Source organism: Methylobacterium sp. ME121 (assembly GCF_000974725.1).
In the GTDB taxonomy this organism is placed as follows: Bacteria; Pseudomonadota; Alphaproteobacteria; order Rhizobiales; family Beijerinckiaceae; genus Methylobacterium; species Methylobacterium radiotolerans.
In genome coordinates this window covers 15,244-40,925 of the sequence record NZ_BBUX01000057.1, presented here as the reverse complement: position 1 = coordinate 40,925, position 25,682 = coordinate 15,244, and the positions used below count along the sequence as shown (strand labels likewise).

29 protein-coding genes and 1 pseudogene are annotated in these 25,682 nt (G+C 69.0%); 20 read left to right on the top strand and 10 right to left on the bottom strand.

All coding sequences use genetic code 11. The annotated features are described in order from the left end of the window. The 6 genes and pseudogenes from ME121_RS25165 to ME121_RS25145 all read left to right on the top strand — a co-directional run. Positions 1 to 744: pseudogene (locus ME121_RS25165) on the top strand (IS3-like element ISMra4 family transposase); the annotation flags it as partial. Continuing rightward, the gene (locus tag ME121_RS34315; RefSeq protein WP_089231408.1) at positions 647 to 1,081 is read left to right on the top strand and encodes a helix-turn-helix domain-containing protein; all 435 of its coding nucleotides are present in this window, start codon (positions 647 to 649) and stop codon (positions 1,079 to 1,081) included. The pseudogene ME121_RS25165 and the gene ME121_RS34315, both read left to right, overlap by 98 nt. Positions 1,082 to 1,112: 31 nt before the next feature. Then, on the top strand, positions 1,113 to 1,829 hold the full coding sequence (locus ME121_RS25160) for an HWE histidine kinase domain-containing protein (RefSeq protein WP_012329971.1): 717 nt from the start codon (positions 1,113 to 1,115) through the stop codon (positions 1,827 to 1,829). A 102-nt stretch (positions 1,830 to 1,931) separates the two neighbouring features. Further along, positions 1,932 to 2,954: a chemotaxis protein CheB gene (locus ME121_RS25155; RefSeq protein ID WP_059409821.1), complete on the top strand. Its 1,023-nt coding sequence runs from the start codon at positions 1,932 to 1,934 to the stop codon at positions 2,952 to 2,954. 119 nt (positions 2,955 to 3,073) lie between these two features. Further along, a complete protein-coding gene (locus ME121_RS25150) occupies positions 3,074 to 6,565 on the top strand; it encodes a CheR family methyltransferase (RefSeq protein WP_059409820.1) in 3,492 nt (1,163 codons plus the stop codon). Between the two features lie 17 nt (positions 6,566 to 6,582). Continuing rightward, entirely contained in the window at positions 6,583 to 6,993 is a 411-nt protein-coding gene (locus ME121_RS25145; RefSeq protein WP_012329974.1) for a response regulator, read from the top strand. A gap of 250 nt (positions 6,994 to 7,243) precedes the next feature. On the opposite strand, the gene ME121_RS25140 is transcribed toward ME121_RS25145, so the two are convergent. Continuing rightward, entirely contained in the window at positions 7,244 to 7,474 is a 231-nt protein-coding gene (locus ME121_RS25140) for a DUF6894 family protein (protein WP_043074943.1), read from the bottom strand. Between the two features lie 838 nt (positions 7,475 to 8,312). Here ME121_RS25140 and ME121_RS25135 point away from each other — a divergent pair. Further along, on the top strand, positions 8,313 to 8,519 hold the full coding sequence (locus tag ME121_RS25135) for a hypothetical protein (RefSeq protein WP_012329976.1): 207 nt from the start codon (positions 8,313 to 8,315) through the stop codon (positions 8,517 to 8,519). A 505-nt stretch (positions 8,520 to 9,024) separates the two neighbouring features. Here the strand turns inward: ME121_RS25135 and cyoD are convergent. The 3 genes from cyoD to ME121_RS34310 all read right to left on the bottom strand — a co-directional run bounded on the left by cyoD (position 9,025) and on the right by ME121_RS34310 (position 10,939). Next, complete coding sequence (gene cyoD / locus ME121_RS25130; RefSeq protein WP_089231406.1) at positions 9,025 to 9,573, bottom strand: cytochrome o ubiquinol oxidase subunit IV; 549 nt, start codon at positions 9,571 to 9,573, stop codon at positions 9,025 to 9,027. Positions 9,574 to 9,950: 377 nt separating this feature from the next. After that, a complete protein-coding gene (locus tag ME121_RS25125) occupies positions 9,951 to 10,589 on the bottom strand; it encodes a hemerythrin domain-containing protein (RefSeq protein ID WP_012329978.1) in 639 nt (212 codons plus the stop codon). 92 nt (positions 10,590 to 10,681) lie between these two features. Further along, the gene (locus ME121_RS34310) at positions 10,682 to 10,939 is read right to left on the bottom strand and encodes a hypothetical protein (protein WP_488168465.1); all 258 of its coding nucleotides are present in this window, start codon (positions 10,937 to 10,939) and stop codon (positions 10,682 to 10,684) included. A gap of 327 nt (positions 10,940 to 11,266) precedes the next feature. Between ME121_RS34310 and ME121_RS25120 the strand changes: the two genes are divergently transcribed. Both ME121_RS25120 and ME121_RS34305 read left to right on the top strand, forming a co-directional pair. Continuing rightward, positions 11,267 to 11,653: a hypothetical protein gene (locus ME121_RS25120; protein ID WP_029359785.1), complete on the top strand. Its 387-nt coding sequence runs from the start codon at positions 11,267 to 11,269 to the stop codon at positions 11,651 to 11,653. 45 nt (positions 11,654 to 11,698) lie between these two features. Further along, complete coding sequence (locus tag ME121_RS34305; RefSeq protein WP_012329980.1) at positions 11,699 to 11,872, top strand: hypothetical protein; 174 nt, start codon at positions 11,699 to 11,701, stop codon at positions 11,870 to 11,872. A gap of 6 nt (positions 11,873 to 11,878) precedes the next feature. Here the strand turns inward: ME121_RS34305 and ME121_RS25115 are convergent, their stop codons facing one another. Next, positions 11,879 to 12,172, bottom strand: coding sequence for a hypothetical protein (locus ME121_RS25115; protein ID WP_059409819.1), 294 nt, complete (start codon positions 12,170 to 12,172; stop codon positions 11,879 to 11,881). A gap of 155 nt (positions 12,173 to 12,327) precedes the next feature. Between ME121_RS25115 and ME121_RS25110 the strand changes: the two genes are divergently transcribed. Further along, positions 12,328 to 12,585, top strand: coding sequence for a hypothetical protein (locus ME121_RS25110; RefSeq protein WP_059409818.1), 258 nt, complete (start codon positions 12,328 to 12,330; stop codon positions 12,583 to 12,585). Positions 12,586 to 12,677: 92 nt separating this feature from the next. Then, positions 12,678 to 12,887, top strand: coding sequence for a cold-shock protein (locus tag ME121_RS25105; protein ID WP_012329983.1), 210 nt, complete (start codon positions 12,678 to 12,680; stop codon positions 12,885 to 12,887). Positions 12,888 to 12,924: 37 nt separating this feature from the next. Here ME121_RS25105 and ME121_RS25100 read toward each other — a convergent pair whose 3' ends face one another. Beyond that, the gene (locus ME121_RS25100; protein ID WP_058608117.1) at positions 12,925 to 13,176 is read right to left on the bottom strand and encodes a hypothetical protein; all 252 of its coding nucleotides are present in this window, start codon (positions 13,174 to 13,176) and stop codon (positions 12,925 to 12,927) included. 159 nt (positions 13,177 to 13,335) lie between these two features. Between ME121_RS25100 and ME121_RS25095 the strand changes: the two genes are divergently transcribed. After that, positions 13,336 to 14,004, top strand: a complete 669-nt coding sequence (locus ME121_RS25095) for a polyamine aminopropyltransferase (RefSeq protein ID WP_059409817.1) — start codon at positions 13,336 to 13,338, stop codon at positions 14,002 to 14,004. Between the two features lie 390 nt (positions 14,005 to 14,394). Beyond that, a complete protein-coding gene (locus ME121_RS25090; RefSeq protein WP_012329986.1) occupies positions 14,395 to 14,703 on the top strand; it encodes a hypothetical protein in 309 nt (102 codons plus the stop codon). An 18-nt stretch (positions 14,704 to 14,721) separates the two neighbouring features. On the opposite strand, the gene ME121_RS34300 is transcribed toward ME121_RS25090, so the two are convergent. Both ME121_RS34300 and ME121_RS25080 read right to left on the bottom strand, forming a co-directional pair. Continuing rightward, the gene (locus ME121_RS34300) at positions 14,722 to 15,117 is read right to left on the bottom strand and encodes a TIGR02300 family protein (protein ID WP_012329987.1); all 396 of its coding nucleotides are present in this window, start codon (positions 15,115 to 15,117) and stop codon (positions 14,722 to 14,724) included. A 390-nt stretch (positions 15,118 to 15,507) separates the two neighbouring features. Beyond that, on the bottom strand, positions 15,508 to 15,702 hold the full coding sequence (locus tag ME121_RS25080; RefSeq protein ID WP_029359789.1) for a hypothetical protein: 195 nt from the start codon (positions 15,700 to 15,702) through the stop codon (positions 15,508 to 15,510). An 884-nt stretch (positions 15,703 to 16,586) separates the two neighbouring features. On the opposite strand from ME121_RS25080, the gene ME121_RS34295 reads away from it, so the two are divergent. Next, entirely contained in the window at positions 16,587 to 16,970 is a 384-nt protein-coding gene (locus ME121_RS34295; RefSeq protein ID WP_012329990.1) for a phospholipase A2 family protein, read from the top strand. A 217-nt stretch (positions 16,971 to 17,187) separates the two neighbouring features. Here ME121_RS34295 and ME121_RS25075 read toward each other — a convergent pair whose 3' ends face one another. Then, positions 17,188 to 17,472: a hypothetical protein gene (locus ME121_RS25075; protein ID WP_029359791.1), complete on the bottom strand. Its 285-nt coding sequence runs from the start codon at positions 17,470 to 17,472 to the stop codon at positions 17,188 to 17,190. 297 nt (positions 17,473 to 17,769) lie between these two features. Between ME121_RS25075 and ME121_RS25070 the strand changes: the two genes are divergently transcribed. Continuing rightward, a complete protein-coding gene (locus ME121_RS25070) occupies positions 17,770 to 18,036 on the top strand; it encodes a hypothetical protein (RefSeq protein ID WP_012329992.1) in 267 nt (88 codons plus the stop codon). 295 nt (positions 18,037 to 18,331) lie between these two features. Beyond that, on the top strand, positions 18,332 to 18,562 hold the full coding sequence (locus ME121_RS34290; protein WP_058608122.1) for a hypothetical protein: 231 nt from the start codon (positions 18,332 to 18,334) through the stop codon (positions 18,560 to 18,562). On the opposite strand, the gene ME121_RS25065 is transcribed toward ME121_RS34290, so the two are convergent. Next, on the bottom strand, positions 18,559 to 19,119 hold the full coding sequence (locus tag ME121_RS25065) for a PAS domain-containing protein (RefSeq protein WP_024827416.1): 561 nt from the start codon (positions 19,117 to 19,119) through the stop codon (positions 18,559 to 18,561). The genes ME121_RS34290 and ME121_RS25065 overlap by 4 nt on opposite strands. 1,440 nt (positions 19,120 to 20,559) lie before the next feature. On the opposite strand from ME121_RS25065, the gene ME121_RS25060 reads away from it, so the two are divergent. The 4 genes from ME121_RS25060 (at position 20,560) to ME121_RS25045 (ending at position 25,570) form a co-directional block, all read left to right on the top strand. Then, positions 20,560 to 21,066: a DUF2867 domain-containing protein gene (locus ME121_RS25060; RefSeq protein WP_059409816.1), complete on the top strand. Its 507-nt coding sequence runs from the start codon at positions 20,560 to 20,562 to the stop codon at positions 21,064 to 21,066. A gap of 700 nt (positions 21,067 to 21,766) precedes the next feature. Continuing rightward, complete coding sequence (locus ME121_RS25055; RefSeq protein ID WP_052516987.1) at positions 21,767 to 22,816, top strand: ABC transporter ATP-binding protein; 1,050 nt, start codon at positions 21,767 to 21,769, stop codon at positions 22,814 to 22,816. Between the two features lie 83 nt (positions 22,817 to 22,899). Then, the gene (locus ME121_RS25050; RefSeq protein WP_012329997.1) at positions 22,900 to 23,925 is read left to right on the top strand and encodes an extracellular solute-binding protein; all 1,026 of its coding nucleotides are present in this window, start codon (positions 22,900 to 22,902) and stop codon (positions 23,923 to 23,925) included. A 16-nt stretch (positions 23,926 to 23,941) separates the two neighbouring features. Further along, entirely contained in the window at positions 23,942 to 25,570 is a 1,629-nt protein-coding gene (locus ME121_RS25045; protein WP_058608125.1) for an ABC transporter permease, read from the top strand. Positions 25,571 to 25,682: the final 112 nt, after the last annotated feature.

The window sequence follows — 25,682 nt, the reverse complement described above, 5'->3', positions numbered from 1 at the left end:
CTCGTGCTGCTTGCCCACGTCCGATCCGCCTTCACGCTCTCGCACGAGACGTATGGCAGCCCGCGCATGACCCACGAGTTGCGCGAGCAGGGCCTGGCGGCAGGCCGGCGGCGCGTGGCCCGGCTGATGCGGGAGAACGGGCTCAAAGCCCGCCAGCCGCGCCGCTTCCGGCGCACGACGGACAGCGGCCACGCCTTTCCGGTCGCGCCCAACCACCTCGACCAGGACTTCACGGCGGCCGGGCCGGACCGCAAGTGGGGAAGCGACATCTCCTACATCTGGACGCGGGAGGGCTGGTTGTACCTGGCGGTGGTCCTCGATCTGTACTCCCGACGGGTCGTGGGCCGGGCGGCGGGCGACCGGCTTCACAAGGAGCTCGCGCTGACCGCGCTGCGACGTGCCCTTGTCGTCCGACGGCCCGGACCAGGTTTATTGCATCATTCCGACCGCGGCAGTCAGTACTGTTCGAATGAGTATCAGGCGGAACTACGAGGACATGGCATCGTGATCTCGATGTCCGGCAAGGGAAATTGTTATGACAACGCGATGGTCGAGACGTTCTTCAAGACGCTGAAGAGCGAGTTGGTCTGGCGCACCGCGTTCCAGACGCGAGCCGAGGCCACCATCGCGCTGGCCCGTTACATCGATGGCTTTTACAATCCCTGCCGCCGTCACTCGGCGCTGGGCTTCACAAGCCCCACCCAGTTCGAGAGGGGTATCAACCACCAAGCTGCTCTCCACTGAACTGAAGCAAGTCCATCGAGCGCCTCGCGCTTTGTTCTGTGCGCTGCTGGCGCGGCCGGTGGCGGTCGGTCTCGCAGACGCAGCGAGCTGTCCGTTGCCGATCACGCGGAGCGATCTCGCGGTCGCGATGGGCCAGACCAGCGTGCACATCAACCGCACGCCCCAAGAGCTGCGCGGCCAAGGTCCGATTACCCTGCGCAGTCGCCGTCTGACCATCCACGATCCAGAGGCCCCGGCTCGGCCCGCACATTTCGATCGGCCTCTCTTCACCTGGCGGCACACGTTGAGCCTGCTGTTCCAAGGCCCGCATGAACCGCACGCACGCGTTCTGACTTAGCAGAGATACCCGGCATCGACGTAGGCGCGGCATGACAGATCCCGATGACGCGGCGGACCAGCTCGCCGCCCTGCGCGCCGACAATGTGCGCCTGCGCCGGCTGCTCGATGAGGCGGGTATGCCCGATAGCCTGCGCCACGGCGTGCGCAACACCATGGCGATGCTGCGTACGATCATGCATCGGTCCGCGGAGAGCGCTGAGGAGATCGACACCTACGTCGCCCACCTGGACGGACGCCTGGGCGCCATCGCCCGGGTGCACGCCATCACGGATGCGTTCGGCGAGGCCAGCCTGCACACGCTCGTCTCGGACGAGCTCATGGTCCACCTCGTGCGCGAAGGCGAGCGGGCCACGATCGCCGGCCCCCCTGTAAGACTTCGGCCTAAAGCAGCGCAGGTGCTGGCGATGGCGCTGCACGAGCTGACGAGCAACGGGATCGAACACGGATCCCTCGCGCTCCCGCAAGGGCGGGTGACGGTGGCATGGCAGATCAGACCGAGTGAGCCGGAGCCGATCCTCGCGCTGATGTGGAACGAGACGGGCGGGAGAGAGGTGGCGCGGCCCACACGTCGCGGCTTCGGCACGACCGTGATCGAGGACGTGCTCGCCTACGAACTCGAAGCCCGGTCGGCCCTCAATTACGAATTGGATGGCCTGCACTGCAGCCTGCTCATCCCGTTCACCGACCAAGTCGGACGCATGGTCATCACGGAGGCCTGGCGGGATGCAGGCGATGGACGCGACTGAGAACACCCGGAGAACTTCATCCCCGGCACCCCCGGCACCGCGCGCGCGGTGCTCGGACGAACTGGGCCGAGCGCGGCCCTCGATGCTCCAACGAGATCGGTCATGATGAACCGCGACATCATCGTCATCGGGGGCTCCTCCGGCGCGACCGCACCACTCAAAGCGATCCTCGGGGCGCTACCGGGAGACCTGCCGGCGGCGGTCTTCGTCGTCGTGCACATCCCGGCCCGCAGCCTCGGCCTGCTCGCGACGGTCACAGCCGCGGCCGCGCATATGCCGGTCCACGCCGCGCGGGACGGCATGGCTATCGCGCCCGGCAACATCTACCTCGGCGTGCCCGACCATCACCTGATCGTTCGCGACGGCCAGATGAGGCTCGGTCGCGGCCCCCGCGAGAACATGGCCCGCCCATCCATCGACCCGCTGTTCCGCTCCGCCGCCGCGGCCTACGGCTCGCGGGTCATCGGCGTGCTGCTCAGCGGACTGCTCAACGATGGCGCCGCCGGGCTGGAGGCGATCAAGCGCTGCGGCGGGATCGCGATCGTGCAGGACCCGGCGGACGCGATCGCCGACGAGATGCCGCTCAGCGGGATGGCTGCGGCCAGCGTCGACCTCGCCCTTCCGAGCGCCCGCCTCGGCGACGTTCTATCCGAACTCGTGCGGGAGCCGGCCGGACCGCGGCTGCCGGTGCCGCCCGAGATCCGCCTGGAAATCGACATCGCCGCGGGCGAGCGCATCGACAGCGCTATGCTGCGCCGGATCGCCGATCCCGCGGCGCTCACCTGTCCGCACTGCAGCGGCGTCCTGTCCAAAGTCCGCGACGCCAAGCCGCTGCGTTTCCGCTGCCAAGTGGGTCACGCCTACACGGCGGAGGTGGTCGCCAAAGAGCAGGAGAACGCCGTCGACGAGGCCCTGCGCGTCGCGCTGCGCATCATCGAGGAGCGGGCCGAACTCGTCGCCCGCATGGCGCAGGATGGCCGAAATTCCGGACGCCCGGCGGTGGCGGATATGTACGACGATCGCGCCGCCGAGTACCGAGGCTACGCGGAGACGATCCGGCGCGCGGCCCTGCTGTCCCTACCCGAGCCCGAATCGTCCGGAAGCGAGGGCGCGCAGGAGGAGTAAGGCATCCAGCCTCGGTCACGTTGCGGCCCCGCCGTGGTACACGGGCCCGACATTTCACGCACGAGCTGCTCGCAGCGGGACCGCCGCTGTCACCGGGCCTCGCATCACGGCGATCCAGCATGACCGAACCCGATGTGAGCTCGCCGAGGACGACCGCCTACCTCGCCCTGAGCGCGTCGGCCGCGAGCACCGGATCGCTGCAGCACATTCTCACCCGGATGCCGCGACTGGATGGCGTGGCGGTGATCGTGGCCCTGCAGCACCGGGACGCCCTCGACGAGGAGGGGTTCCGGCGCGCCCTGGCGGCGGCCGGGCTCGAACTGGCGGATGTCCGGGACGACGCCCTCATCGAGGCCGGACGCACCTACCTGATCGGCGCCGACCTCGTCGTGGACGTCCAGAACGGACGCTTCCGCACGCGTCCAGCGGACGAGGTCGGCGGACGGGGCATCATCGACAGCTTCCTCGTCTCACTCGCCCGCGACGAGGACGGCCGCAGCATCGCGGTCGCGCTGGCGGGAACTGCCGGGGACGGGACACTCGGCTTCAAGGCGATCAAGGAGGCGGGTGGCCTCACGCTCGCCGAGGAGACCGCCGAGTCCAGGGCCGGCGAGCTGACCTCGAGCGATACCCCGGCGGCGCTGGCCGACGCCGTCCTGTCCCTCGACGACCTCATCGAGCGCGTGGCGTCCGCCGCCCGCCAGCTCGCCGCCGAGGGCGTTGCCACCCCGGCCGTCGCCAAGGCGGCGCTCACGGCGATCGCAGGGGTGCTGCGCAACAGGACCGGTCACGACTTCCACGGCTACAAGCCGGGAACCTTCCTGCGCCGGGTCCAGCGCCGAATGCAGGTTCTCTCGGTGGTGACGGTCGAGGGCTACGTCGAGGCGCTGCGCAACCAGCCGGACGAGGCCCAGGAGCTCTTCAACGATCTCCTGATCGGCGTCACCCAGTTCTTCCGTGACCCAAAGGAGTTCGAGATCCTGGAGCGGGACGTGATCCCGAAGCTGTTCGCCGACAAGGGACGGGACGATCAGATCCGGGTCTGGGTGATCGGCTGCTCGACCGGCGAGGAGGCGTACTCGCTGGCAATCCTGCTGCGCGAGCACATGGCCACCCTCGACGTCGTTCCCCAGGTCCAGATCTTCGCGACCGATCTCGACGGTCGAGCCCTGGCTTCGGCACGGGCCGCCCGCTTCGCCAGCACGATCAGCGAGGCCCTGTCGCCCGAGCGGTTGGCCCGCTGGTTCGTGAAGGAGGGCAACACCTACTGCCTCGTGAAGGAGCTGCGCGAGATGTGCATCTTCTCGCAGCACTCGATCATCAAGGACCCGCCGTTCTCACGACTCGACCTGATCTCGTGCCGCAACCTGCTCATCTACCTCGACGCGGAGTTGCAGGGCCGGGTCATCCCGCTGTTCCACTTCGCCCTGAAGTCCGAGGGCGCCCTGTTCCTGGGCAACTCCGAGAACGTCTCGCGCCACACCGAGCTGTTCGCGCCCATCGACGGTCGCTCGCGCATCTTCCGTCGCCGGGAGACCGGCTCCCGCATCTTGCCGGACTTCCCGTTCGCGGCGCCGGATCGCCGGATCGGCGTGTCCGCCACCGCCGAGGAGCGGGTCCGGCCGAACGGGGTGACGCTGACGCGGCGCGCGGAGCGGCTGGCGGAACGCTACGCCCCCGCCTACGTGATCACCGACGCCTCGTACAACGTTCTGCACTTCTCCGGGCGGAGCGGGCGCTACATCGAGCCCGCCGGTGGCACAGCCAGCCTGAACCTACTGCAGCTCGCTCATCCGGACCTGCGCCTCCACCTGCGCGCCGCGCTGGCGAAGGCCGATGAGACCGCTCAGAGGGTGCAGATCGATGGCTTGCAGATCGGCCGGAACGGCGCGAGCCTGTCGGTCGACCTCGTCGTCGAGCCCATGCGAGACGATCCGGCCGCGCGCGGCTACTTCGTGCTGTTCAAGGAGGGCGGTCCGAAGGCGGTCGCCGGCGGCGACAGCGCCGCAGGTGGCTCAGGCGCGTTCGAGCACACCCGACGCCTCGAGGCCGAGCTCGGAGCCACGCGCGAGCGCCTGCAGGCCACCATCGAGGAGCTGGAGAGCACCAACGAGGAGCTGAAATCCTCGAACGAGGAGTATCAGTCCCTCAACGAGGAGCTGCAATCGACCAATGAGGAGCTGCAAACCTCGAAGGAAGAGCAGCAATCCGTCAACGAAGAACTGACCACGGTCAACGGCGAGCTCGGCCATCGGGTTCAGGAGCTGGGTCGAGCCAACAGCGATCTGAAGAATTTTCTCGAGAGCACGCAGATCGCGACGATCTTCCTCGACAACGAGCTGCGGGTGACCAAGCACACGCCCGCCGTCACCGAGATCTTCCATCTCATCGAGACGGACGCTGGCCGCCCGATCGGTCATATCAAGTCGCGCATCGCCTATGAGAAATTGCAGGACGATGCCCGACGCGTTCTTCGCACCTTGAGCGTGGTCGAGCGCGAGATCACCAACTCGACAACGGGCGCGCAGTACCTCGTCCGGGTCCTGCCCTACCGCAGCGTCGACAACTTCATCGCCGGTGTCGTGATCACCTTCGTCGACATCACCGAGCGCAAGCGGGCCGAGGAGCGTCAGCGCGCGAGCGAGCGGCGGCTCCTCGCCCTGATCGAGGGTATCCCGCAGCTGGTCTGGCGGGCGGCAGAGGATGGAAAGTGGACTTGGGCGAGCCCGCAATGGTCCGCCTATACCGGACAGACGGACGCGCAGAGCCGGAATCACGGCTGGCTCGACGCCCTGCACCAGGACGACCGTGGTCCAGCTATCGAGGCTTGGCGCGATGCCACGCGAACCGGCGTCCTGCAGATGGAAGGCCGTCTGCGCAACGCCGGCAATGGCAGCTACCGGTGGTTCCAGACGCGCGCGATGCCGGTCCGCGGCGAGCGCGGGGAGGTGGTCGAGTGGCTCGGCACGTCGACCGACATCGACGATCTGCGCCGAATGCAGGAGCAGCAGCACGTCATGGTCGCCGAGTTGCAGCATCGCACCCGGAACCTGCTCGGCGTGGTGCAGTCGATCGCGCAGCAGACCGTCGCGGCGAGTGACACGCTAGAGGCGTTCGATTCGGCGTTCAACGAGCGGTTGGCCGCCCTCTCGCGCGTTCAGGGACTGCTCTCGCGCGCCGGCGAGGAGCCGATCACGCTATCGGCACTGATCCGGAGCGAACTCGACGCGCTCGCCGCCGCGAACCTGCAGGAGCGGATCGTGCTCGACGGACCCGACGTTCGCGTCCGCAAGGGGGCGGTGCAGACCGTCGCGCTGGCCCTGCACGAACTGGCCACCAACGCGCGCAAGTACGGCGCGTTCTCCAACGCACATGGCCAGCTCAGCGTGAGGTGGCGGATCCGCGAGAGCGACGGGCAGATGCCGCGGCTCGTGCTCGAATGGGTCGAGACCGGCATTGACCGCCGACACGGGACAGGGAGCGGTGCGCCGAAGAACGGCTACGGCCGGGAGCTGATCGAGAACGCGCTTCCGTACGCGCTCGATGCCACGACGCGCTATGAACTCGGGGAGGCTGAGGTACGTTGTCTGATCGAGCTTCCATTGGCCTGAGGCTTCCAGAGGCGTAGATGACGATGGGCACACCGAGCGATGATCTGGACGCTCTGTCAGGCCACAAGGTGCTCTTGGTCGAGGACGATTACTTCATCGCCGACGCGATGCGGCGGATGCTGTCGAGGACCGGCGCAGAGGTGCTCGGTCCCGTGGCAACGGTCGATAGAGCCTTGGCGCTGATCGCGGCGAGTTCCAAGATAGACGTGGCCGTCCTCGACATCAATCTGCGCGACGTGATGGTCTTCCCCGTCGCGGACGCTCTGGAGACCCGCGGCGTGCCGTTCGTCTTCGCCACGGGCTATGAGGGCACCGGTATTCCCGCGCGCTACGCGCACGTTCAACGCTGTGAGAAGCCGGTGGGGATGGCCGCCCTCGCGAACGTCTTGTCGAACGAGATCAACACGGGCCGAGGGGCGCTCCTCTGAGCGCAGCGGCGTTCCTGGCGGTGGCACAGCCCGCTCCGAACGTGTCAGCCTGCCTGTCGCGCGCGAGATCTCCACAAAACCGCTCGGCACATGCCGGCGAGGGGAGATGATAGCTGAACTGGAGCCAGGACAGGGATGGGGTGAAGCGGACGACCGCTCGCGCCCAACGCGGCCGCCCAGCTGGTTCCGGCGAAATCACGTAAGCGGGCGCGTGTCGTCTCCATCGGCCCTCCCCGTGGAGGAGAGAGGCTCACTGGTCGGTGATCGTGATGCTGATGCGGGCACACATCACGCGCCGCCCAAGCTCGTCGCGCGCGCTCGCGGCGAACTCGTCGATACCTCGCTCTTCGCCTTCGTCGCGGAGGATTTCCGTCAGGGCGGTGCGAAGCAGGCAGCGCAGTGCCGCCCTGTCCGGGAGCACGGTCCCCTCCTCGTCGATCGCATCCACGTGGTCGAACGTGTCGATGAAGTAGCGCGGCACCCACGCCTCCCTGATCGGATGCTCTTCTCCAAGCTAACCGAGGTTAGAAGGGATGGTTCGCCCCGTCTGTGCTGATGTGGCCTGGAGGCGGTGATGACGCTTCCCAACCTGACTAGTCGTACCGATCTCGATCGATGCCGCAGAACGCTGGAGATCGTCGGGGCGCGACGCTCCTCCGGCAGGACCAGCCTGAGCCGGCTTCGGATCGTGTCGCCGTCTGATGTAGCCTGTAGCCGGAGGGCAGGCCGTCGATCCGCTCGAGAGCGGAACCGACGGACGCGAGACGCAGCGTCTCGGCGTCCCGGATCCACAGAACGTTCGACGAAGCGCCTGCGAACTGACGGAAGCGCTCCTCACTCCCGCGCCGCGCTTCCTCCGTCTGGCGCCGCTCGGTGATCGAGTCCCGCTGGAACGAGCCAGCGCCGATGTATTTCGCGGCGCCGGAACAGCATATGGAGTCTATCTCAACGACGGGCCAGGCGCCTCCCGCAGGAGCGCCGGGACAATCCTCGGGATGGGGCAGCTTCCCGAGCGGGCCCACGATCGGCACCTCGGTACGACCCGCAGCAATCCGCGATCGCGCGAGGACGAGAGCACCGGCGGGCCGGGTTCGGGGCCGCTGAATGACGCCCTTCGACGCCTCGGCCGTGATGCCGGATTGCGAAGCCCGCGATACGGCAGGCGACGTGGTCACAGGTGTCCAGGACCGGCCCGTCACGGCGGCAATCCACCCTGCGTGATCGGGCGCCGGACCATTCACAAGCCACAGGCGGGGGCCGTTGGAACCGCTGACCGTTGGTCAGTTTAACCTGGGTAAGAAATGCGTAGGACCGGTCGGATGAGCTTCACTGTTGTGAACGGCAGAGACGACCACGAGCTGGAGGACGCGGTCCGTCGAGGTGTCGCCGACGGGTTAGCCCGGTTGCTGCGGGTGCCCGGACACCCCGACAGCGTCCAGGCGATGCTCGACAACGACGCGCGCGCCGAGAGAGACGGCCCGACGCCTTGTCTTCGAGCCCCCGCGGACTCGGATCAAAACGCCTGACGCGCCGTCTCGCCCGGTTCTCAGCATTGCCGCCCGAGAGCGGACGGGCAGAAACCTCGCCGTTTCCACCACCCTGCCTCACCGAGCCTCCCGCGAGCGGACGCTCCCGGGTTCTGCAAGGGGGCTCGCGAGGCCGGGACGGCGACGCCCGCTCGGCGAGCCCAGGGAAGCGGCCAGCGGAACATCAACCCTGGGCGGCCTGCGAGATTTGAGTCGGTCGACAGCGCGTCGGCGCCCAAATCCGACCTGAGGCTTCTTAACCGGATCGCGGCCCACGGATCATCGCAATCGCGGAGAAGCATGGGGCACGAATGAGCGAGGCGGCGGCATCGCGATCCATCCACCGTGGGCGCTCGTGAACTTGAGCGACACGAGCCACCGAAGCTGGGCCAGTTGTGGGCCCGGCCCTTCACCGGGGATTCGAGCCACGCTCCGACGGGCGCCCCGGGGCCACCCGTAGCCGCACGATCGGCGCGCGAAAGGCGGCTCGCGATCGCGCGGCGCGTCAGTGCCGCATCGGCCGGGTCATGGGCATCGCGGGCTGGGACGATTGCGGACTGGATGACGGGGGCGTCGCCGGCATCATGTTGGAATTCATGTTGCTCATGATCCAGACCGAGCCGCCGATCAGCAGCACCACGAACAGGACGCCGAAGGCCAGTGCCATGACGTTGTTGATGTTGTCCGGCCCGGTCGTGATGTGGAGGAAGAACACGAGATGCACGCCCATCTGGGCGATGGCGAAGACGATCACGGCCACGGGGACCGCCGGCGCCCACACGAACTTGGCGTGCACGACGGCAAAGGAGCAGACCGTCAGCAGGGTCGCGAGCGCGAGGCCGATGAGATAGCCCCGGATGCCCTTGCCGATATCCTCCTCGGCAAACTCCTCCCCCGATGCGACCTCGGTCTGGTGCCGATCGAGATCCCGGAGGTGGATCGGCGCCCGCTCCCGCAGCGCCCGGGCGATGCCGATGCGCTGGCGCTGGTCGCCCGAGAGGCGGGCGCCGCGCTCGCCCACGATGGTGTCGTAGCCGTTCAGCAGCCGGCGCACGAAACCGTCGCAGGCCGCCGCCCGCGCGGCCGCGACGATCGCCGCCGCGTCGGCGTCGGGCCGATCCCCTCACCCACACTCCGGCCTTGAGAGACCAGCATCCACCTGCCGCCGCTCGGCGACGGCGTCCTCTGGCTCGCGCCGCTTCGTTCCCCCGTGTCCGCCCCCGTCCCGGCTCGGAAGCCATACGTCGGGGCGGACCACCTCATCGGGAGCGGATCAGGCGGGGCTGAACATCGCCCCGCACCGTCGGGATCCCGCCAACGGGGGATCGGCATCCTGCGCCTCGGGCCGCGTCGCGTACGGGCCCTGCCCGCAACGCACGGCACCGAGCCCCGTCGGCCCGCGGGCAGATCGGGCGCCGCGGCTGGCCGCCGTCACCGCGGCATCGACCGGACCGCCTGCTGCGGAACGCGCTCTCCGGCCTCGGCCATTCGGCCCGATCGCGACTGGCCGAAGCGTCCGCCGTTCCAGACCAGATAGCCGAGACCGGCGGCCACTCCGGCGAGCGTCGCGATAAGGGCGAACTCGCTCGACATGCCGCCCGCCACGGTGCCTCGCCGCCGCGACTGAAGGGCGCTCGTCTTGGCTCGCACGAACGCCCGTGTGGCAGCGGCAACCTCCTCGGGCGCGAGAAGCATCTGCGCGGCGGGGATCAGTTCATGCACGTGACGGTGTAGGTGCTGATCCACCAGGAACGTGACATCTTCGAAGGTGTCGAGCCAGCCGGCGGAGGCCGTCTTGCGGCGACGGGCGAGTTGCTGGAGCTGTCGCCTGAACTCCGCGTGGCCGCGGTTCAAATCTTCGATCAGCGTGCGCGTCCGGCCCTCCCGGCTCAAGGGTCCGTACAAGCTTGCACCGAGCCCGGTCGCGTGCAGATCAAGCTCGTCCATGAGGTCAGCCAGCATCTGCTCGCGGCTGCCGACCGCTCTGGGGTCGTTGAGAGCGTATGGTATCTCACGGATCAGGCCACCGATGTTCTCGTGGTCGCGCTCAATGAGTTGCCAAACGTCCATGCACGTCTTCCTCACCGGTGAAACTACCAGTTCTGAACACCGTGTGCCCGCTGAGCGTTCCTGATCGAGGTCGTACCGACCCAGGCCACCCCTCAGATGCGTGCCCGAGGATAGGGCGACGGCGTGCCGGAGTACCGCTTCGGGTCCCGCGGACAGCCGGTATGCACCCTGCGATGGCTGAACTTCCGATTGCCGTTCGCGGCGTACGATCCCGAGAGCACCGAGGCGCTGGGGCAGGACGGGCAGCGCGTCGGCGCCATCACGGGGGCGCTCCCGGCCTCAGCGACGCTGATCTGGCGCCAGACACCCGCGATCTTCGCTTCACAGGTCCGATCATCGAGCGTCGCCACGCTCGCGGGGTGCCAGGCCGGGACGGATTGCGCCAGCCCGCGATCGTACGAACCGGCGCGACGGAATGCCGGCGCTCAGGTCATCCGCGGAGGTCGTTCCCACACGTCCCGCAGGGCGAGCTCGCGTCGGACCGCGCGGCGCCGCTGCCTGCCGGCGCATCCTGTCCGAAGGGGCGGCAGAGGCGTTCGACGCTCGTGCGAGCGGCCGCAGGGCGGCCCCGGCTTGTCCGAGCGCCGGTGGGTGGGTGCAAGACCGCCCTCACCCGTGCAAGGCAACCCCGCTTCTGGCCGCATGGCCCAACGGTCACGCTTGCCGTAGCCCGTGGGATGGCTTCCAGTTTCGCACCCACCATGCTCCCCGACGCCGCCGCCCTGTGGCGCAGCGCTATCGAGGACCTGTCTCCGCACGTCTCGCCGTGCCGGTATCTCGTCCCGGCCCGCTGGGCGCCGATACGTGAGGCCGCCATCGATTTCTGCGACCGTCTCGGCGCCGAGGCGCACGCGCTCGGCTGGACGGCGGCCGAACTGTTCGCGCTTCACCCCGAGCACGGGACGCTGCGGATCGAGGTCTGCGGGGTGATGATGATCACCGGCAACCGGGCTCAGGCTGTCGAACCGACGCGGGTGGTGTTCGAGCGCGGCTCGGCCTACCGGACCAAGCAGGGGCAGGTCTGGGGCATTCCGGTCTGGGAGTTCGCGAAGAAGGGCCGCTAACGCGCGACGCAGGGAGCGCTCCGCGGGCCCGATCGTTGCACCCGGATGCGCACAGCCCTCGTCGTCCTGATCATGCTCGTTCGCTTCGGCCCCGACCTCGTGTACGCGGCGAACGCCACGCTTCCGCAGCCGGACCCGTCGCACCAGGCGGCAGCGCAGAAGTGGATTGTCAGCCCGCCCGCGGTGGTGGTGATCCGGCCACCGCAGCGAGTGCGCTGATCCCGGTCAGTCGCGCCTCGCCTCGGCGCTCGCGCGTTCGACCACGGCCCGCAACGCTGCGCTGCCTTCCACAGCGAACCAAGCGCGCAGCATGCTGGAGGTTTCGGGTGTGTCGTCCGACCGCTCGCGAAAGAGGTCGGCGTAGCGGGCCAGCTCGCGCTGCACGAACATGTCGAGGTAGGCGGCACCGCGCGTCCTGGCGAGATCTGCCAGGGCGTCTTCCAGAACGCGCTGCATCATCTCACCGACCATGGCGGAGACGTAGATCGCCGCCTCGCTACCCTGTTCGAGCTCTTTCAACCAAGCCTCCTACTCCCGTGGCAGCCCGGTCCTAAGCTTGACCGGAGGCACGATGCAATGCTGGCTGAACGGACCGGCGGTGAAGCGGGCCGTCGGCAGCGGCACCCTCAGGCCCGCCCCGCGGGTTTCCAGTTCGAAGAGCGTGCGTGAAGCCCATGACCTACACCGTCGAACAACTCGCGCCCGGCAGCTATGACGTGCTGCTGGATGGCGTCGTGATCGCAGCGCTGGTTCGGGTCGTCTCCGGCACGGAGCCGAGCGATGCGTGGCAGATCGAGTTGCTCGATGAGGTGCCACAGGCAGACCGGCCGGCGCCGTTCACATCACAGGGGCACACCTTCAGATCGCGGGCGGCCGCGCTGGAGTGGCTCGGCACCGGCGAGCGTCCCGGAGATCGGACCCGCGGCTCCTGATCGCGGGTGCCTCTGGAACAGCCGGCCGCGGCGACCCGTTCAGGCGTCACGGCCCGTCACGTGGGCGAGCCGGTGACGACCAGGATACAGCCATGGCTACAGGCACCGTGAAGTGGTTCAACGAGACCAAGGGCTACGGATTCATCCAACCCGACGATGGCGGCAAGGACGTGTTCGTTCACATCTCGGCCGTCGAGCGTGCGGGCCTTCGCTCCCTCAACGAGGGTCAGAAGATCGCCTATGACGTCGAGGCGGACCGCCGCAGCGGCAAGGAGAGCGCCGCCAACCTGAAGGCGGGCTGATCACCGCGCGACGAGTGGCCTGTGCAGGGGCCGCTCGTCACAGATCGGGCTTCGAGCTGGGAGCCGGAGACCGCATCAGGCGCTCGATCTCGCGCTTCGGCCTTCCCGATTTGCGGGCAATCTCCTCTTCCTGCTCGCCGATGAGGACGCGCGCCGGCTCATCGCCGTCGAGGCCACCCAGGATCTCGGCCGGCACGCGTCGATTCGAGGCGCGGCTGCCGTCGGCGTAGGTGACGTCGAACAGCACGAACCCCTGCACCTTCGGCAGAGACTTGGTACGCTTGGCCATGGGAGGTGATACCGGCTTCTCGGACGAGGCGAACGCCGTCGCGGCCCGTGCTCGATGCGAGCGCGGCGCGCGGTCAGGAGCGCGTCTCATAACTCATCCTTCCCGTTTGCCGGAATAATCGAAGCGCCGGCCCACAGAGGGACGCCCGTGACATCGTGGATGCATATCGACACCGGCATCGTTCCCGGCGGCACGCCGTTGCACCTGATGCGGCGGGGCCAAGAGTTCTCGATCGTCGCCGACACGATCGAGTTGATGAACAGCACCCGAGGCGCCTCCGAAGAGGCGCTGGCGATTCTCGCCTGCGGCCGTGTGCGCGGCCGGGGTGCGGCGCGCGTGCTGGTCGGCGGTCTCGGAATGGGGTTCACCCTGCGCGCGGCCCTGCGCAACCTCGGGCCCGAGGCGAGCGTCACGGTCGCCGAGCTGGTGCCGACGGTAGCGGCTTGGGCACGCGGACCGCTCGCGGGCGTCTTTGCCGGCTGCCTCGACGACGCGCGCGTCGACCTGCGCGAGGCCGATGTCGACGACCTCATCCAGTCCGGTCCGGCCGCGTGGGACGCGATCCTGCTCGACGTCGACAACGGACCAGAAGGATTCGTGCGCCCGGAGAACGATCGCCTCTATGGCGGCCCCGGCTTGGCGTTGGCGCGGCGGGCGCTGCGACCGGGCGGCGTGCTCGGCGTCTGGTCGGCGACGCCCGACCGCAAGTTCAAGGCGCGCCTCCAGCGCTCGGGTTTCGTCGTCGAGGAGGTTCGGCCCCACGCGAACGGGCACAGCGGCCCGCGGCACGTGGTGTGGATCGCGACGTCCGTCGGCCCAACAGCCTGACCATTCCGCCTCTGCGCCTGAATGAGCGCGCATTGCGGCGCTGACGGCACGGCCTCGGCAGGGGGCCTGCGTCTTCCGCACGCGATCCTTCGCGTCCGCCTGCACCGGTTCGCCGCGGACGGCAGCGACCGCGGCACGGCCCTCATCCGGGTCCGAGACGACGCGGAGGCACGGGATCGGGCCGACAGCCTGGCCGAAGGGTTGCTGGCCGAGCTGTGGTCAGGGGATCGGCTTCTGGATCACCTCGCACCGGCCGGCCACCCCGTCGCAGATCGCATCCGTCCAACCCGCGATGGCCCTCGAGCCCGCGGACGCGCTGGCCTGCCGGCGATGAGGGCAAGATCCTGTTACATTATTGCATGCCCTCGCGAGAGGTGCGATACGCCGCGGATGTCAGTCGAGGCCACGCTCTGGGATCTGGTGACCGCCGAGCGTATCGCCATTGAAGATGTCGGCGCCGCAATCGACGCCTATCTGGCCGAACCGACCACCCAGGATCACTCGATCGGTCCAGACCACGTGCTCGATCTTGCGGCGGCTGTCGCGGCCCACCCCTCCGCGCCCGCGATCGTGGTTGACGCCGAGGCCAACGAGCCGTCGCGCCGCATGGCGGTACGGGCGGCCCTGCTCATGAGCCGCCCCACCACCCGCTCGAACAGCGACGAAGACCGCACCGACGATCAGCTGTCCACCCAATGACCGGCGGCGCAAGCGCGGCTATTGATCGTCATCGTCATCGTTGACTTCGACGAGATCGCTGGTGTCGTCATCGTCCTCATCGACGACGAGGTTGTCATCGTCGACTTGCTCACCGTCGTCTTCGATATCGAGAGCGTCATCGTCTTCAGCATTGCTGTCCGTGTCTTTCTCGGCCTCTTCAGCCTCGACCTCGTCCAGCGATACGAGCTCGGGGCCCTCCGTCTCATCCTCTTCGTCGCTCGGCGCCTCTTTGCGGGCGACAACGGGAGCGCTCCCCCGCGAGTACGATGTCGCCGCAGCGATCGGCACGACCTCGCCTGAATAGGGCGAGATCACAGGATTCTTGCCGAGGTCGTAGAACTTCCTACCCGTCGTCGGGCAAACACGCTTCGTACCGAGGTCCGGACGCGCCACTGCAACTCTCCCTGAGGGCCATGAGACGCTGGATCGCCAGCGCGCATGCGGTGAAGTCTACCACAGTCAGCGGCCCACCGCCCGGCATCTTCACGCCGGCCGAGGCGTGTCTGAGCGTCGGAGGCGTCGAGCCGCGCTGGATCGACTCACCGGCTCCGGATGGCGGCGCCGCGCGCCTCGACCATGTCGCGCGTTCGCGGGGCAGCCGACCTGCGACGGGCGGTGGGGAAGCGCTGGGCGGGGCCGTATTCCGCAGGTGCCGAGAACGGTCGCCCGACCGCGAGGGGACGGGCGGCGCTCGGTCGCGTCTCGACAGTTCAGCCGTGCCTCATCGAGGGTGGACGGGCGCTGCCCGCCGCCCACCTTCACTTCGCGGCGCAGGCGGCATCGTCAGGCCGAACGCCGAGGCGCGATCTGAGCCCTGGCCCACGCGGCCCGTGCCCTCTGGGCAGCAGCCATCTCGGCGAAGGCCCTGGCGGCGCCCGTCGCTTCCATGGCCCGCATCTTCTCGGCCAGGATCGCCGCCTTCATCGCTTCGGTCTCGGCCACGATCGCTTGGGCAACGAACGGATGAGTCAGGGGCATCGGCTTCCTTCGGGCTCGGCCGGCCCGGAGGTCTGCGCGCAGATGGTTACTGAGACGTTGATCGACCCCGGTAGCAGGACTGCCTGCCGGAACAGGCCCACGGGGTTGCCCGGACAGGTCCCGGAGCAAGACATGATTACGGGCGGCCTTCTGTGGTTCTCGGTGGGCCGATCCCTGTCCTGATCTGGTTCTTCTCCCTGCGCGACCAGTAACGCGCAGCATCGTACGCAGAAGCCCGCGCCGGAGGACCGGGCGGGCTTGCTAGGATCCGCTCAGCGGGGAGTGTCAGAAGCCGCCGCGGCGCCCGTAGCCGTAACCATGGCCGGGCCCATATCCACGGCCGTAGCCGCGCCCATACCCGCGCCCATAGCCGTAGCCGCGCCCACGGAAGTGCGGGCCACCGTAGCCCCGGCGACCGTAACCGAAGTGCCGTCCGAAGCGCGGGCCGCCGTAGCCATACTGGACGTCTCGCACCGCGGAACCGGCCTCCGGAACGGCTCCGATGCCGATCTGGGCCGCAGATGCCGGGGCGGGGGCGAGAAACATGCTGGCTGCGAACAACCCAGCCGTCAGTGCGGGTACTTTGAACAAGGGCTCTCTCCTGGCCACGGCCGCGAGCCTGCGGCAGTCGCTTCAGGCCAACCGGACGGGCGCAGTCACTGTTCCGTATCGCCCGTCCGCCTTCGCCATCCGACGCCCGTGGTTCAGCACGATGTCGCGGACGCGGTGAGCCGGCGGCCAAGCCGTCCGCCACCCAGGCAGAGCATCATCCGAATAGGGGTAGTGTTCTGCAGCACATCGCGACGTGATGTAAGGTACTCAAACAGGTCTCGCACCATCATCGCCGATGGGACTGTGCGGCGAGGTGCTGGAGGGTCTCCACCATGTTGACTCGCACCGTCGTCAGCCTCGCCGCCCCCGCCCTCCTCGCCACCGCGTGGGCCGCTCCGTCCTCGGCACAGCCAGCCGCGAACGGCGGGCCGAAGTTTCTCATCCACGGCAACTACTGCGGCCCCGGCAACAACGCTCCTCTGCCGCCTGTCGACGCCCTGGACGCCGCTTGCGCCCGTCACGACGCCTGCACGCCGGATGTCGGCCTCCCGACAAAGGCCTGTAACCTTCGGCTGGAACGGGAAGCCGCCGCGGTCGCTCGAGACCCGCGACAACCGGACGATGTACGTTCCCTGGCCGGCTTCGTTGCCTCGTTCGCGGCGTCGAACGCGTCCCGCCCGGCGCCGACAATGCTCCCCGCGAAGCTGGCTCGCTGAGAAGCCGACGTGTCGGCCTCCTCGCCCGTGCGATCGTCAGGCCCCGGCCCGGATCAGATCCCGTGAGAGTGCCGGAAGCTGAGGTCCCTTCCACCTGCGCCCTCTGCCGCCCACGGTCTTGCACGTTGCCGCAGAGCAGGGATCCGGTGGCGGAGACGTCGCACGTGGCAGCCCGCCGCGGCGGCCTGAGCGCGCTGAGATACGCGCGCGTGAGAGCCTACCGTCCGCTGGGCGCGGCGTAGCTGCCGGTGACCCCGTTGCCCCGGCTGCTGCCGCCCGGAGCGCCGGGCGTCTTGTTCCGGACGAAGCTCGCACCGGGATAGCGCCGCTGGATCCGCGACATCGAATGGCGCCGCACGTGATGGCGCCTCATCCGAACGTCGGTGAGCATGTCGGACGGTGACGAGATGCCGGTCACGGGACCGGCTGGCACGGCCGAGGCGGGGACGGCCAGGACGCCGAGGCTCACACCCGCGAGCGCGGCAAGAACTGGAATACGCATGGAGATCCTCCGTGCCTCGGCGAAGTTGGATCGCGTCGGCTTTCAGGCAAAACCTGAAGCACGCGTCTGGTTCAACGATCGGGCCCTGTGAGCGCGATCTGCCGCCCGGTCTCGAAGCCGCGGCGGAGGCAGCCTGTTCGCGCGCGGTCACAGCAGCGCCACCGCCCCGATTAATCCCGGACGCTGCGTGCGCAGCGGCACGCCGCCACGGGACAGCCGTCCCCATATCGGTATCACGCAAGAGAGAGCAGACCGAACATCTCGGACTGTACTGCGCAAAGGAGCAAGGATTAGTTCATGAAGACCCGCATCGCCGCTGCCGTCACTGCCCTCGCACTCACCGCAGCACCGATCTCGTCCGCGATGTCCTACGACCGTCCCGCCTGGACGGGCTACGCGCCCTACGATGTGGAAACCACGGGCTCGTTCGACGCCCCGTTCGGCAGCCGCTTCGACCGCGACCCCTCGACTTGTCCGCAGAGCTCGGCTGCCGAGGGCAATGCCAACCAGCAGAACTTCCCAGTCAAGCAGTACGGCCAGACCGCGGGCGGCAACCGCTGCTGAGCGCCGGGCGTCATGATGCGCAAGGCCATATGCGCAAGGCCATGTCCTGCGCGATGATCGGCGCCCTCGCTGCCGGTCCCGCGGTGACGGTCACGGGCTTGGCTGGGGTGCTCCGCCCGACGTGTCGCAACCGATCACGCGCAGGCGCATTATCACAGCGGCGCGCCCGCACAGGTTGCAGGCGCCGGATACCGGGCGGTGTCCAACCACATACCTTGGGCAGGTTCGGGTGTTCGTTTCGCTTCCTCCAGCGGTCGCGTACCTGCGACCGTTTACCTGGGGCCGGAGCGCAGCAATGACCGAAGAACGAACCACAAGCGGCAGCATCCTGCGGCGCATCGCTGCAGCGCTCGGGGACGACGTCGCGATCTTCCGGGACAGGCCCGCAAGCGTCAGAGCGGCGGAAGAAGCGCTCGCGCTCTTGACCGCCTTCGAGCGCGTCGTCGATCGCGATGATCGCCGCTCCTGTATTGACTTCGTAAGTTCTGTCGCCGCCCAGCAGGATAGGCATCGAGGAAACTGTTAATTCAGTTGGCGTGCGGTTCGCTTCATCTGGCCGGCCAGAAGCTTTCCGAACTCCAAGAGCGTCGCGTCGATCAGCGTGCGCAGGAGAGGCGAACCGACTTCTGCAACCAGCGGGCGGACCGCGATCAACGCGTCGACGACTCGATCGATCGCTCGAAGCCGCTGGGCTGAAGCGGTCAGGTCGTCCTGGCTGCCATCCCCGAGATCCAGGACGACGCCGAGGCAGCGTTGCCCCTGGCCGCGCGCGTCAACCTCGACCCGGCCTCGTGCAGCGACGCGACGCACGCCACCGGGACCATCGTTGGTCTGGAACTCGGCCTCGAAGCGCCCTGCCGTGTGGTGTGCCTCGTGCACCAGATACGCGACCCGCTCGCGATCGTCGGGATGAACGCCTTCCAGAAACGCCGTCACCGGGACGCCCGCCGCGGCACGCTGCTCGTCGAGGCCGAGCAGGTTGGGCAGAGCCCCCGTCATCGCGACGGTCTGTGTGGCGAGGTCCGTTTCCCAGAAGCCGACATAGCCGGAGGCGGCCAAGGCAGATTGCAGGGACGGCGTCACGGGCGATCTCCCCGGTTGTTCTCGTTCAAGCAACGCAACTTGAGGGTTCAACGAGCCGCGATCTCCATCCGTTCCCCCCGGCACAGTCGCGCAGAAGCGGGATGAGGTCATGGTCGCGATAGACGTCTTCACGATCGCCCCGACAGTGCCGTTGCTCGCGGGATTGCGACCGCTGTCGTCAATCCCGCCCGTCGATCACAAGCATCAATGTCGTCACTTGCAGGCCTGAAGCCGCGCCATGAGGACATCGATCTCGATCACAGGCTCCGTCGACACGCTCGCCACAGACTTTACGCGACGTCTCTACCCGGAGCGGATGCCAGTTCTCCGAGACCTGTACCTCGGCGGATCGGCCGCGCCAGACGACGTCCGGCGGGGTGCGAGCGACGCCGGCTTCCTGGCGGTGCCGGACCGCGAGCCCAACCGCAGGACTGCACCGCGCTCGGCCGCATCCATGCCGGCACGATGATCCGCGCGCCGACCGAGATTGTCCGGAAAGGGCCGGCCGACATGCGCTGCGTCATCGCGGCGGCAGATCCCGGGAGAGCATCTCGGCTCTCCGCCGGCCGGAGGCGAGCTTCGGGCAGCTCCCACCGACGCTTCTGTAAAGAGGTTGGGTCAGACGCAGGATGGTCGCTCTGGGTGGTTACGCGACGGTCCGCTTGCGCGCGACAATTTCGGGGCGGCGGATGTCGTCGCCACGCCTGTCCCGACCCGAAGCAGGCCCTCCCGACGTCCGCCTCGCGTCGTTCCGACGTGTCGGCCTGCTACGACCGGTTCGATCGAGAACGTCGCTTTGCGAGGTCTCACGGCACAGCCGGACCCGACCGATGGCGTTGGCTCGCCGCGTCGATGCCCACGATGAGCCGGCATCAGGTTCGATGCCGGAATCACGGCGCGCTGGATCGAACAGCGACCGGGCGACGTTCCTCACCGCCTAGACTGGCCAAACAGGAGGAACGGTCATGCGTATTCGCCATCTGCTGCCGCTCGTCGGCTTGCTCACGCTCACGGCCTGCAAAGACGAGAAGAAGGCCGAGGCCCCCCCGCCTCCGCCACCTCCTGCCAGCACGGCGCCGGCAAACCCTGCGCCTCCGGCAACGACGACGAACCCGGCTCCGGCCAACAAGCCGTAGCCAACGAGCCTTGAAGGTGGCGGGCCCCGTCGCGTAGTCTCGAGAAACGGGCCCGGCCCTTCGCAACCGGGCTGAGGGCGCGGCTCTGTTCATGAAACGCGCACCCACACCGGACCGCTTGGATCGACTGCTCCGGGTGGGACGCTGCCCGTCCGCTTCTGGGCGCCAGAGGCCAGAAGCGGACGGGTCGGAATCAGCTTTGCCGTCGCGCTACGCCGCTGTCAGCGCCGCTCGTTGCGCCGTCTCGCCGGTGTTGGGCGCGTCAGGACACAGGCCAGCTGAGCGCTTGTCCCACGTTCGCTCGATGATGCCGCCGGCCGAGTGCGCGGTGGCCTCTCGGTATCCGGGCGCGGATCTCGTGGACGCCTTCGCGGTGACGCTGCCCGGGCCGGGGCCGCATGACCTGTCAAGGCTGGCTCAAGAAGCGCTCTTGAACCCGGCCCCCTGGATCACGGCAGCCATGGCACTGCGCGACGCGGCTGTGCGCCTCTTCGGGGTTGAGACGTCGGGGGCGATGAGGGTCCGCCTCAAGGCCGACGGCCGGGACCGGATCGACTTCTTTCCGGTACTCTCTCGGTCTGAGCGCGAGATCGTCCTGGGAGAGGACGACCGCCACCTCGATTTTCGCCTGTCGCTTCTTCTCAGCCAGCGCCCGGACGGGCGGGAGGACCTCGTCGCCACCACGGTCGTCCGCTGCCGTAACCGCCTCGGACACGCCTATCTCGCGGCCATCATGCCCGGGCACATCCTCGTTGTCCGCTCCGCGCTGAGAAGGGCCGCGGCATGCCAGGCCGGCCGGATGGCTGTTTGACGGACATCGCAGCCCATCGGCACCGCCAGGGCCGCTCCTGAGTGTGCGGGGCGGCGGATCCCGATCCCACCGCGAGCTGCTGAACCGCTCTCCACCCCGCCCGGCCGTTTCCAGGACCTCCGCGCGGGCTCGGCACGGCTTTCGCGATATTCGAATCCTATCGGGATCGCGCGGCGCCCTACCCTGCCCTGCCCTGCCCTGCGTCGATGCCACGCGTCGCGGCGTCGACGATGGCTGGCCCGGTCTAGGTGGGCCGAAGCCCCTCCTGATCGGAGGCTCTGTTCCGGCTCAGGCCGTGAACCCCCGCCAGCCCCGGTGCCGAGAGGCCGGTCGCGTTCTCGATCCATCATCGTTCTCGAGAACGAGTCCGTCGGCCCACGATGACAGCGATCGGCGTCCCGCACCCCGGAAGCCGTCGGCTCGACCTCCACCCGACGGCGACGCCCGGCGGCGCATCGGCGCCCGTCGAAGCTTGCCGGAAGGGGCTCATCCGCTCCGGAGACGTTGTCCGGAGAGGTGGTCGCAGGCGGTTCGTCAGCCTGAGCTGAGCGCCATGACCACTGCTGGATGAGAAGGACGGTGTCGGCCGTTCTCCTGCAAGGCCCGCCTCCGGGATTGCCCATCCTTGTTTCGACGACGCACGGTTCCGACGCTCGACACTGCCTCCCGTCCCGCCGCCTCGCGGCTGGTGGTCTCGGGCGTGAGCCGGCGGTTCGGCCGGACGCTCGCCCTGGACCGCGTCTCGTTGACCCTCGAGCCGGGCGAGATCGTGGCGGTGCTCGGCGCCTCCGGCTGCGGGAAGAGCACGCTGCTGCGGCTCATCGCCGGCCTGGACGCGCCGGACGCGGGCGAGATCGCCATCGGCGGCCGGCGCGTCGCCGGCCGCGGCCGCAACGAGTCGCCCGCGACCCGCGGCGTCGGGCTCATGTTCCAGGACTACGCGCTGTTTCCCCATCTCACCGTGCTCGCCAATGTTCGCTTCGGCCTCGCCCATCTCGGTGGCGCGGGGGCGGAGCGCGTCGCCCGCGAGCGGCTCGAGCAGGTGGGCTTGGCGCACCGGGCCGACAGCTATCCGGGCACCCTGTCGGGCGGCGAAGCGCAGCGGGTGGCGCTCGCCCGCGCCCTGGCACCGCGCCCGCGGGTCCTGCTCCTCGACGAGCCGTTCTCGAACCTCGATGCCGGCAACCGCGATCGCGTTCGCGCCGACACCCTCGCCGTCCTGCGCCGGGACCGGACCGGCGCGCTCCTCGTGACCCACGACGCTGCGGAGGCCGTGGCCTTCGCGAACCGCATCGTCCTGATCCACCGCGGCCGGATCGTCCAATCCGGCACGCCCGAGGCGATCTACGGCGCGCCGGAGACGCCCTTCGCCGCCAGGGCGCTCGGCGAGATCATCGAGATTCCGGGCCGGGCGGCGGCCGACCGCATCGCGACGCCGCTCGGTCCGCTGCCCCGGCCTGCCGCCCTGCCGGACGGGGATGTGACGGTGTGCCTTCGCCCGGAGGCGATCCGTCTGAAGGCCTCGCGCGGACCGGCGGGGAACGGGGTGCGCGCCTCCGTCCTCGGCCGCACCTTCGCGGGACCGCGCCTGCGCCTGGATCTCGCGGTGACCGGCCTCGACGCGCCGCTGCGCCTGCACCTCCCGCCGGCGGCCGTTCCCGGAGACGAGGTCGGCATTCACCTTGTGCCGGAACAGGCTCACATCTTCCCTGCAGCAGGCGCCAGCGAAGACGAGCCTGCACTGAATTAGAATATTTAAAAACAAAACTTTCTTGCGATATAATGATTACACGTATACCGCCCTACGCATCGTTTGATGAAGGGGGTTTTGCCGTGTCGTCTCTCTCCGGAAAGTTCGCCTGGTCTGGCCTCGTCCTTTCGCTCGGCCTCGGCGTGACTGCCCACGCGGCGGAGGTGAACCTCTACACGACGCGGGAACCGGGCCTGATCCGCCCCCTGCTCGAAGCCTACACCGCCAAGAGCGGCGTCAAGGTCAACACCGTCTTCGTGGAGAAGGGCCTCGCCGAGCGCGTCGCCGCCGAGGGTGCCCGCTCCTCCGCCGACATCCTCATGACGGTCGATATCGGCAACCTGATCGAACTCGTGGACCGCGATCTCGCCCAGCCGGTGCGCTCGCCCGCGCTGGAGGCGGCGGTGCCCGCGCCCCTGCGCGACGCCGAAGGCCGGTGGTTCGCCCTCTCGATGCGCGCCCGCGTGCTTTACGCCGACGAGACTCTCTCGGGCCTCACCGCCGCGACCTACGAGTCCCTCGCCGATCCGCAGTGGACGGGAAAGGTGTGCCTGCGCTCGGGACAGCACCCCTACAACACCGCCCTGATCTCGGCCTTCCTCGTCCGCCACGGCGCGGAGAAGACCGAAGCGTGGCTGCGCGGGCTGAAGGCCAATCTCGCCCGGAAGGCGGCGGGCGGTGACCGCGACGTGGCCCGGGACATCGCCGCCGACCTCTGCGAGGTCGGTCTCGGGAATTCCTACTATGTCGGGCTGATGCGCTCGGGGCGCGGCGGACCGGACCAGCAGAAATGGGGCAAGGCGATCAAGGTCGTGCTCCCGACCTTCGAGGGCGGCGGCACCCATGTGAACGTCTCGGGCGCCGTCGTCGCCAAGGCGGCGCCCAATCGCGAGGAGGCGGTGAAGCTCCTCGAATATCTCGTCTCCGACGAGGCGCAGGCGGTCTACGCCAACGCCGACTACGAGTATCCCGTGAAGGCCGGCGCCGCGATCGACCCGCTGCTCGCGAGCCTCGGCACCCTGACGATCGATCAGACGCCGCTGCTAGAGATCGCCCGCAACCGCAAGGCGGCGAGCCTGCTCGTCGACAAGGTCGGTTTCGACAACTGAGCCCGTGCGGACGAGGATGGCGGCGACGCGCGGTCTCGGCTGGGCGGGCGCGGCGGCGCTGGCGGCGTTGCTGCTCTCGCCGGTCATCTCCCTGGGGATCGCGGCCCTCGGTGGCGGCAGCGAACTCTGGCCGCATCTGGCCGCCTACGTGTTGCCGCAGGCGATCCGGGACACCGCCCTCCTGCTGGCGGGCGTCGGCCTCCTGGTGATCGGGCTCGGGACCGGGGCCGCGTGGCTGGTCTCGGCCTTCGACTTTCCCGGCCGCCGCGTCCTAGAAGGCGCGCTGCTTCTGCCGCTGGCGATGCCGACCTATGTCGTGGCCTACGCCTATCTCGACCTGTCGCATCCCCTCGGGCCGCTTCAGGCCGGGCTGCGGAGCCTGCTCGGCCTGTCGAGCCCCCGCGACCTGCCCCTGCCGGACCTGCGCTCGCTACCGGGCTGCATCCTGCTCCTCGGCTTCGTCCTGTACCCGTACGTCTACCTGCCGACGCGGGCGCTGTTCCTGATGCAGGCGGGCACGTTGCTGGAGGCCGCGCGGGTGCTCGGCGCCGGGCCGTTCCGCAGCTTCCTGCGGGTCGCCCTCCCGCTTGCCCGCCCGGCGGTGGCGCTCGGCACCGGCCTCGCCCTGATGGAGGCGCTGAACGATGTCGGTGCTGCCGAGTTCCTGGGCGTGCGCACCTTGACCGTACAGGTCTACGCGACTTGGGTGAACCGCTCCGATCTACCCGGCGCGGCGCAGATCGCGCTGGTGATGCTCGCCTGCGTCGTCGCCCTCGTCGGCCTGGAGCGGCTGGCCCGGGGCGGGCGCGGCTATGCCGGCAGCGCCCGCCGGAACGCGGCGGTCACGCGGCGTCGGCTCTCCGGCTGGCGCGCCGGAACCGCCGTGGCCCTCGGCGCGACGCCGGTCGTCCTCGGCTTTCTGCTGCCTGCGGGCCACCTCGCCTGCGAGGCATGGCGGCGGGTCGCGGGCGGGGGGTGGCCCGACACGCTGGCGGTCCAGACCGGCAACACGATCCTCTACGCGAGCCTCGCGACGGGGGTGACGGTGGTGGTCGGCCTGCTGGTGGCGGCGGCGCCGTTCCTGTTGAGCGCCCGCGCCGGGCGCGCGCTGATTCGCGCGGCGGGGCTCGGCTATGCCATGCCCGGCACCGTGCTGGCGGTGGGGTTGCTCGGCCCCCTGGCGCTGATCGATTCCGGGTTGCTCGAGGCGGGCTTCGCCACCGTCTCGGTGGGGCTTGGGACGGGCGCAGCCCTGGTCATCGCCTACGCTCTGCGCTTCCTGACCGTGACGGTGGGCGCCAGCGAGGCCGGCCTGGCGCGGATCCCGCACACCATATCGGACGCGGCCCGGGTCCTGGGGCGCGGGCGGCTCGCCACGCTCGCCACCGTGCAGATCCCGCTGGCCTGGCCCGCGATGCTGAGCGGCGGGCTGCTGGCGTTCGTCGACATCGCCAAGGAGCTGCCGGTGACGCTGCTCCTGCGCCCTCTCAACGTCGAGACATTGAGCACGTTTCTCTACGGCGAGGCGGCGCGCGGCACGTACGAGGATGGCGCCGTCGCCGCAGTTCTCATCGTGATGATCGGTCTCGTGCCGGTCACGCTGCTCCTGAGGATCGACGAGAACGCGGTGTGGCGACGGAGATAGGTCGTCTCGAGCGGATCGGCGGCGCGTGATCGGGGCGACCATCCACGGCTTCATGCTCGCGAGACCGTCCCGGCAACGCGCTGGACGCGGGGCGCATGGCGCGGGCAGGCCA

Coding starts and splice junctions, on each gene's coding strand:
- ME121_RS25120 (WP_029359785.1), top strand. CDS start 11,267: ATGGCTTCCAGTTTCGCACCCACCATGCTCCCCGACGCCGCCGCCCTG.
- ME121_RS25075 (WP_029359791.1), bottom strand. CDS start 17,472: ATGCGTATTCCAGTTCTTGCCGCGCTCGCGGGTGTGAGCCTCGGCGTC.
- ME121_RS25045 (WP_058608125.1), top strand. CDS start 23,942: ATGGCGGCGACGCGCGGTCTCGGCTGGGCGGGCGCGGCGGCGCTGGCG.
- ME121_RS25155 (WP_059409821.1), top strand. CDS start 1,932: ATGATGAACCGCGACATCATCGTCATCGGGGGCTCCTCCGGCGCGACC.
- ME121_RS25135 (WP_012329976.1), top strand. CDS start 8,313: ATGAGCTTCACTGTTGTGAACGGCAGAGACGACCACGAGCTGGAGGAC.
- ME121_RS25125 (WP_012329978.1), bottom strand. CDS start 10,589: ATGGACGTTTGGCAACTCATTGAGCGCGACCACGAGAACATCGGTGGC.
- ME121_RS25100 (WP_058608117.1), bottom strand. CDS start 13,176: ATGGCCAAGCGTACCAAGTCTCTGCCGAAGGTGCAGGGGTTCGTGCTG.
- ME121_RS25095 (WP_059409817.1), top strand. CDS start 13,336: ATGCATATCGACACCGGCATCGTTCCCGGCGGCACGCCGTTGCACCTG.
- ME121_RS25145 (WP_012329974.1), top strand. CDS start 6,583: ATGACGATGGGCACACCGAGCGATGATCTGGACGCTCTGTCAGGCCAC.
- ME121_RS34290 (WP_058608122.1), top strand. CDS start 18,332: ATGACCGAAGAACGAACCACAAGCGGCAGCATCCTGCGGCGCATCGCT.
- ME121_RS34305 (WP_012329980.1), top strand. CDS start 11,699: ATGCGCACAGCCCTCGTCGTCCTGATCATGCTCGTTCGCTTCGGCCCC.
- ME121_RS25090 (WP_012329986.1), top strand. CDS start 14,395: ATGTCAGTCGAGGCCACGCTCTGGGATCTGGTGACCGCCGAGCGTATC.
- ME121_RS25070 (WP_012329992.1), top strand. CDS start 17,770: ATGAAGACCCGCATCGCCGCTGCCGTCACTGCCCTCGCACTCACCGCA.
- ME121_RS25160 (WP_012329971.1), top strand. CDS start 1,113: ATGACAGATCCCGATGACGCGGCGGACCAGCTCGCCGCCCTGCGCGCC.
- ME121_RS25060 (WP_059409816.1), top strand. CDS start 20,560: ATGATGCCGCCGGCCGAGTGCGCGGTGGCCTCTCGGTATCCGGGCGCG.
- ME121_RS25080 (WP_029359789.1), bottom strand. CDS start 15,702: ATGCCCCTGACTCATCCGTTCGTTGCCCAAGCGATCGTGGCCGAGACC.
- ME121_RS25110 (WP_059409818.1), top strand. CDS start 12,328: ATGACCTACACCGTCGAACAACTCGCGCCCGGCAGCTATGACGTGCTG.
- ME121_RS34315 (WP_089231408.1), top strand. CDS start 647: ATGGCTTTTACAATCCCTGCCGCCGTCACTCGGCGCTGGGCTTCACAA.
- ME121_RS34295 (WP_012329990.1), top strand. CDS start 16,587: ATGTTGACTCGCACCGTCGTCAGCCTCGCCGCCCCCGCCCTCCTCGCC.
- ME121_RS25105 (WP_012329983.1), top strand. CDS start 12,678: ATGGCTACAGGCACCGTGAAGTGGTTCAACGAGACCAAGGGCTACGGA.
- ME121_RS25150 (WP_059409820.1), top strand. CDS start 3,074: ATGACCGAACCCGATGTGAGCTCGCCGAGGACGACCGCCTACCTCGCC.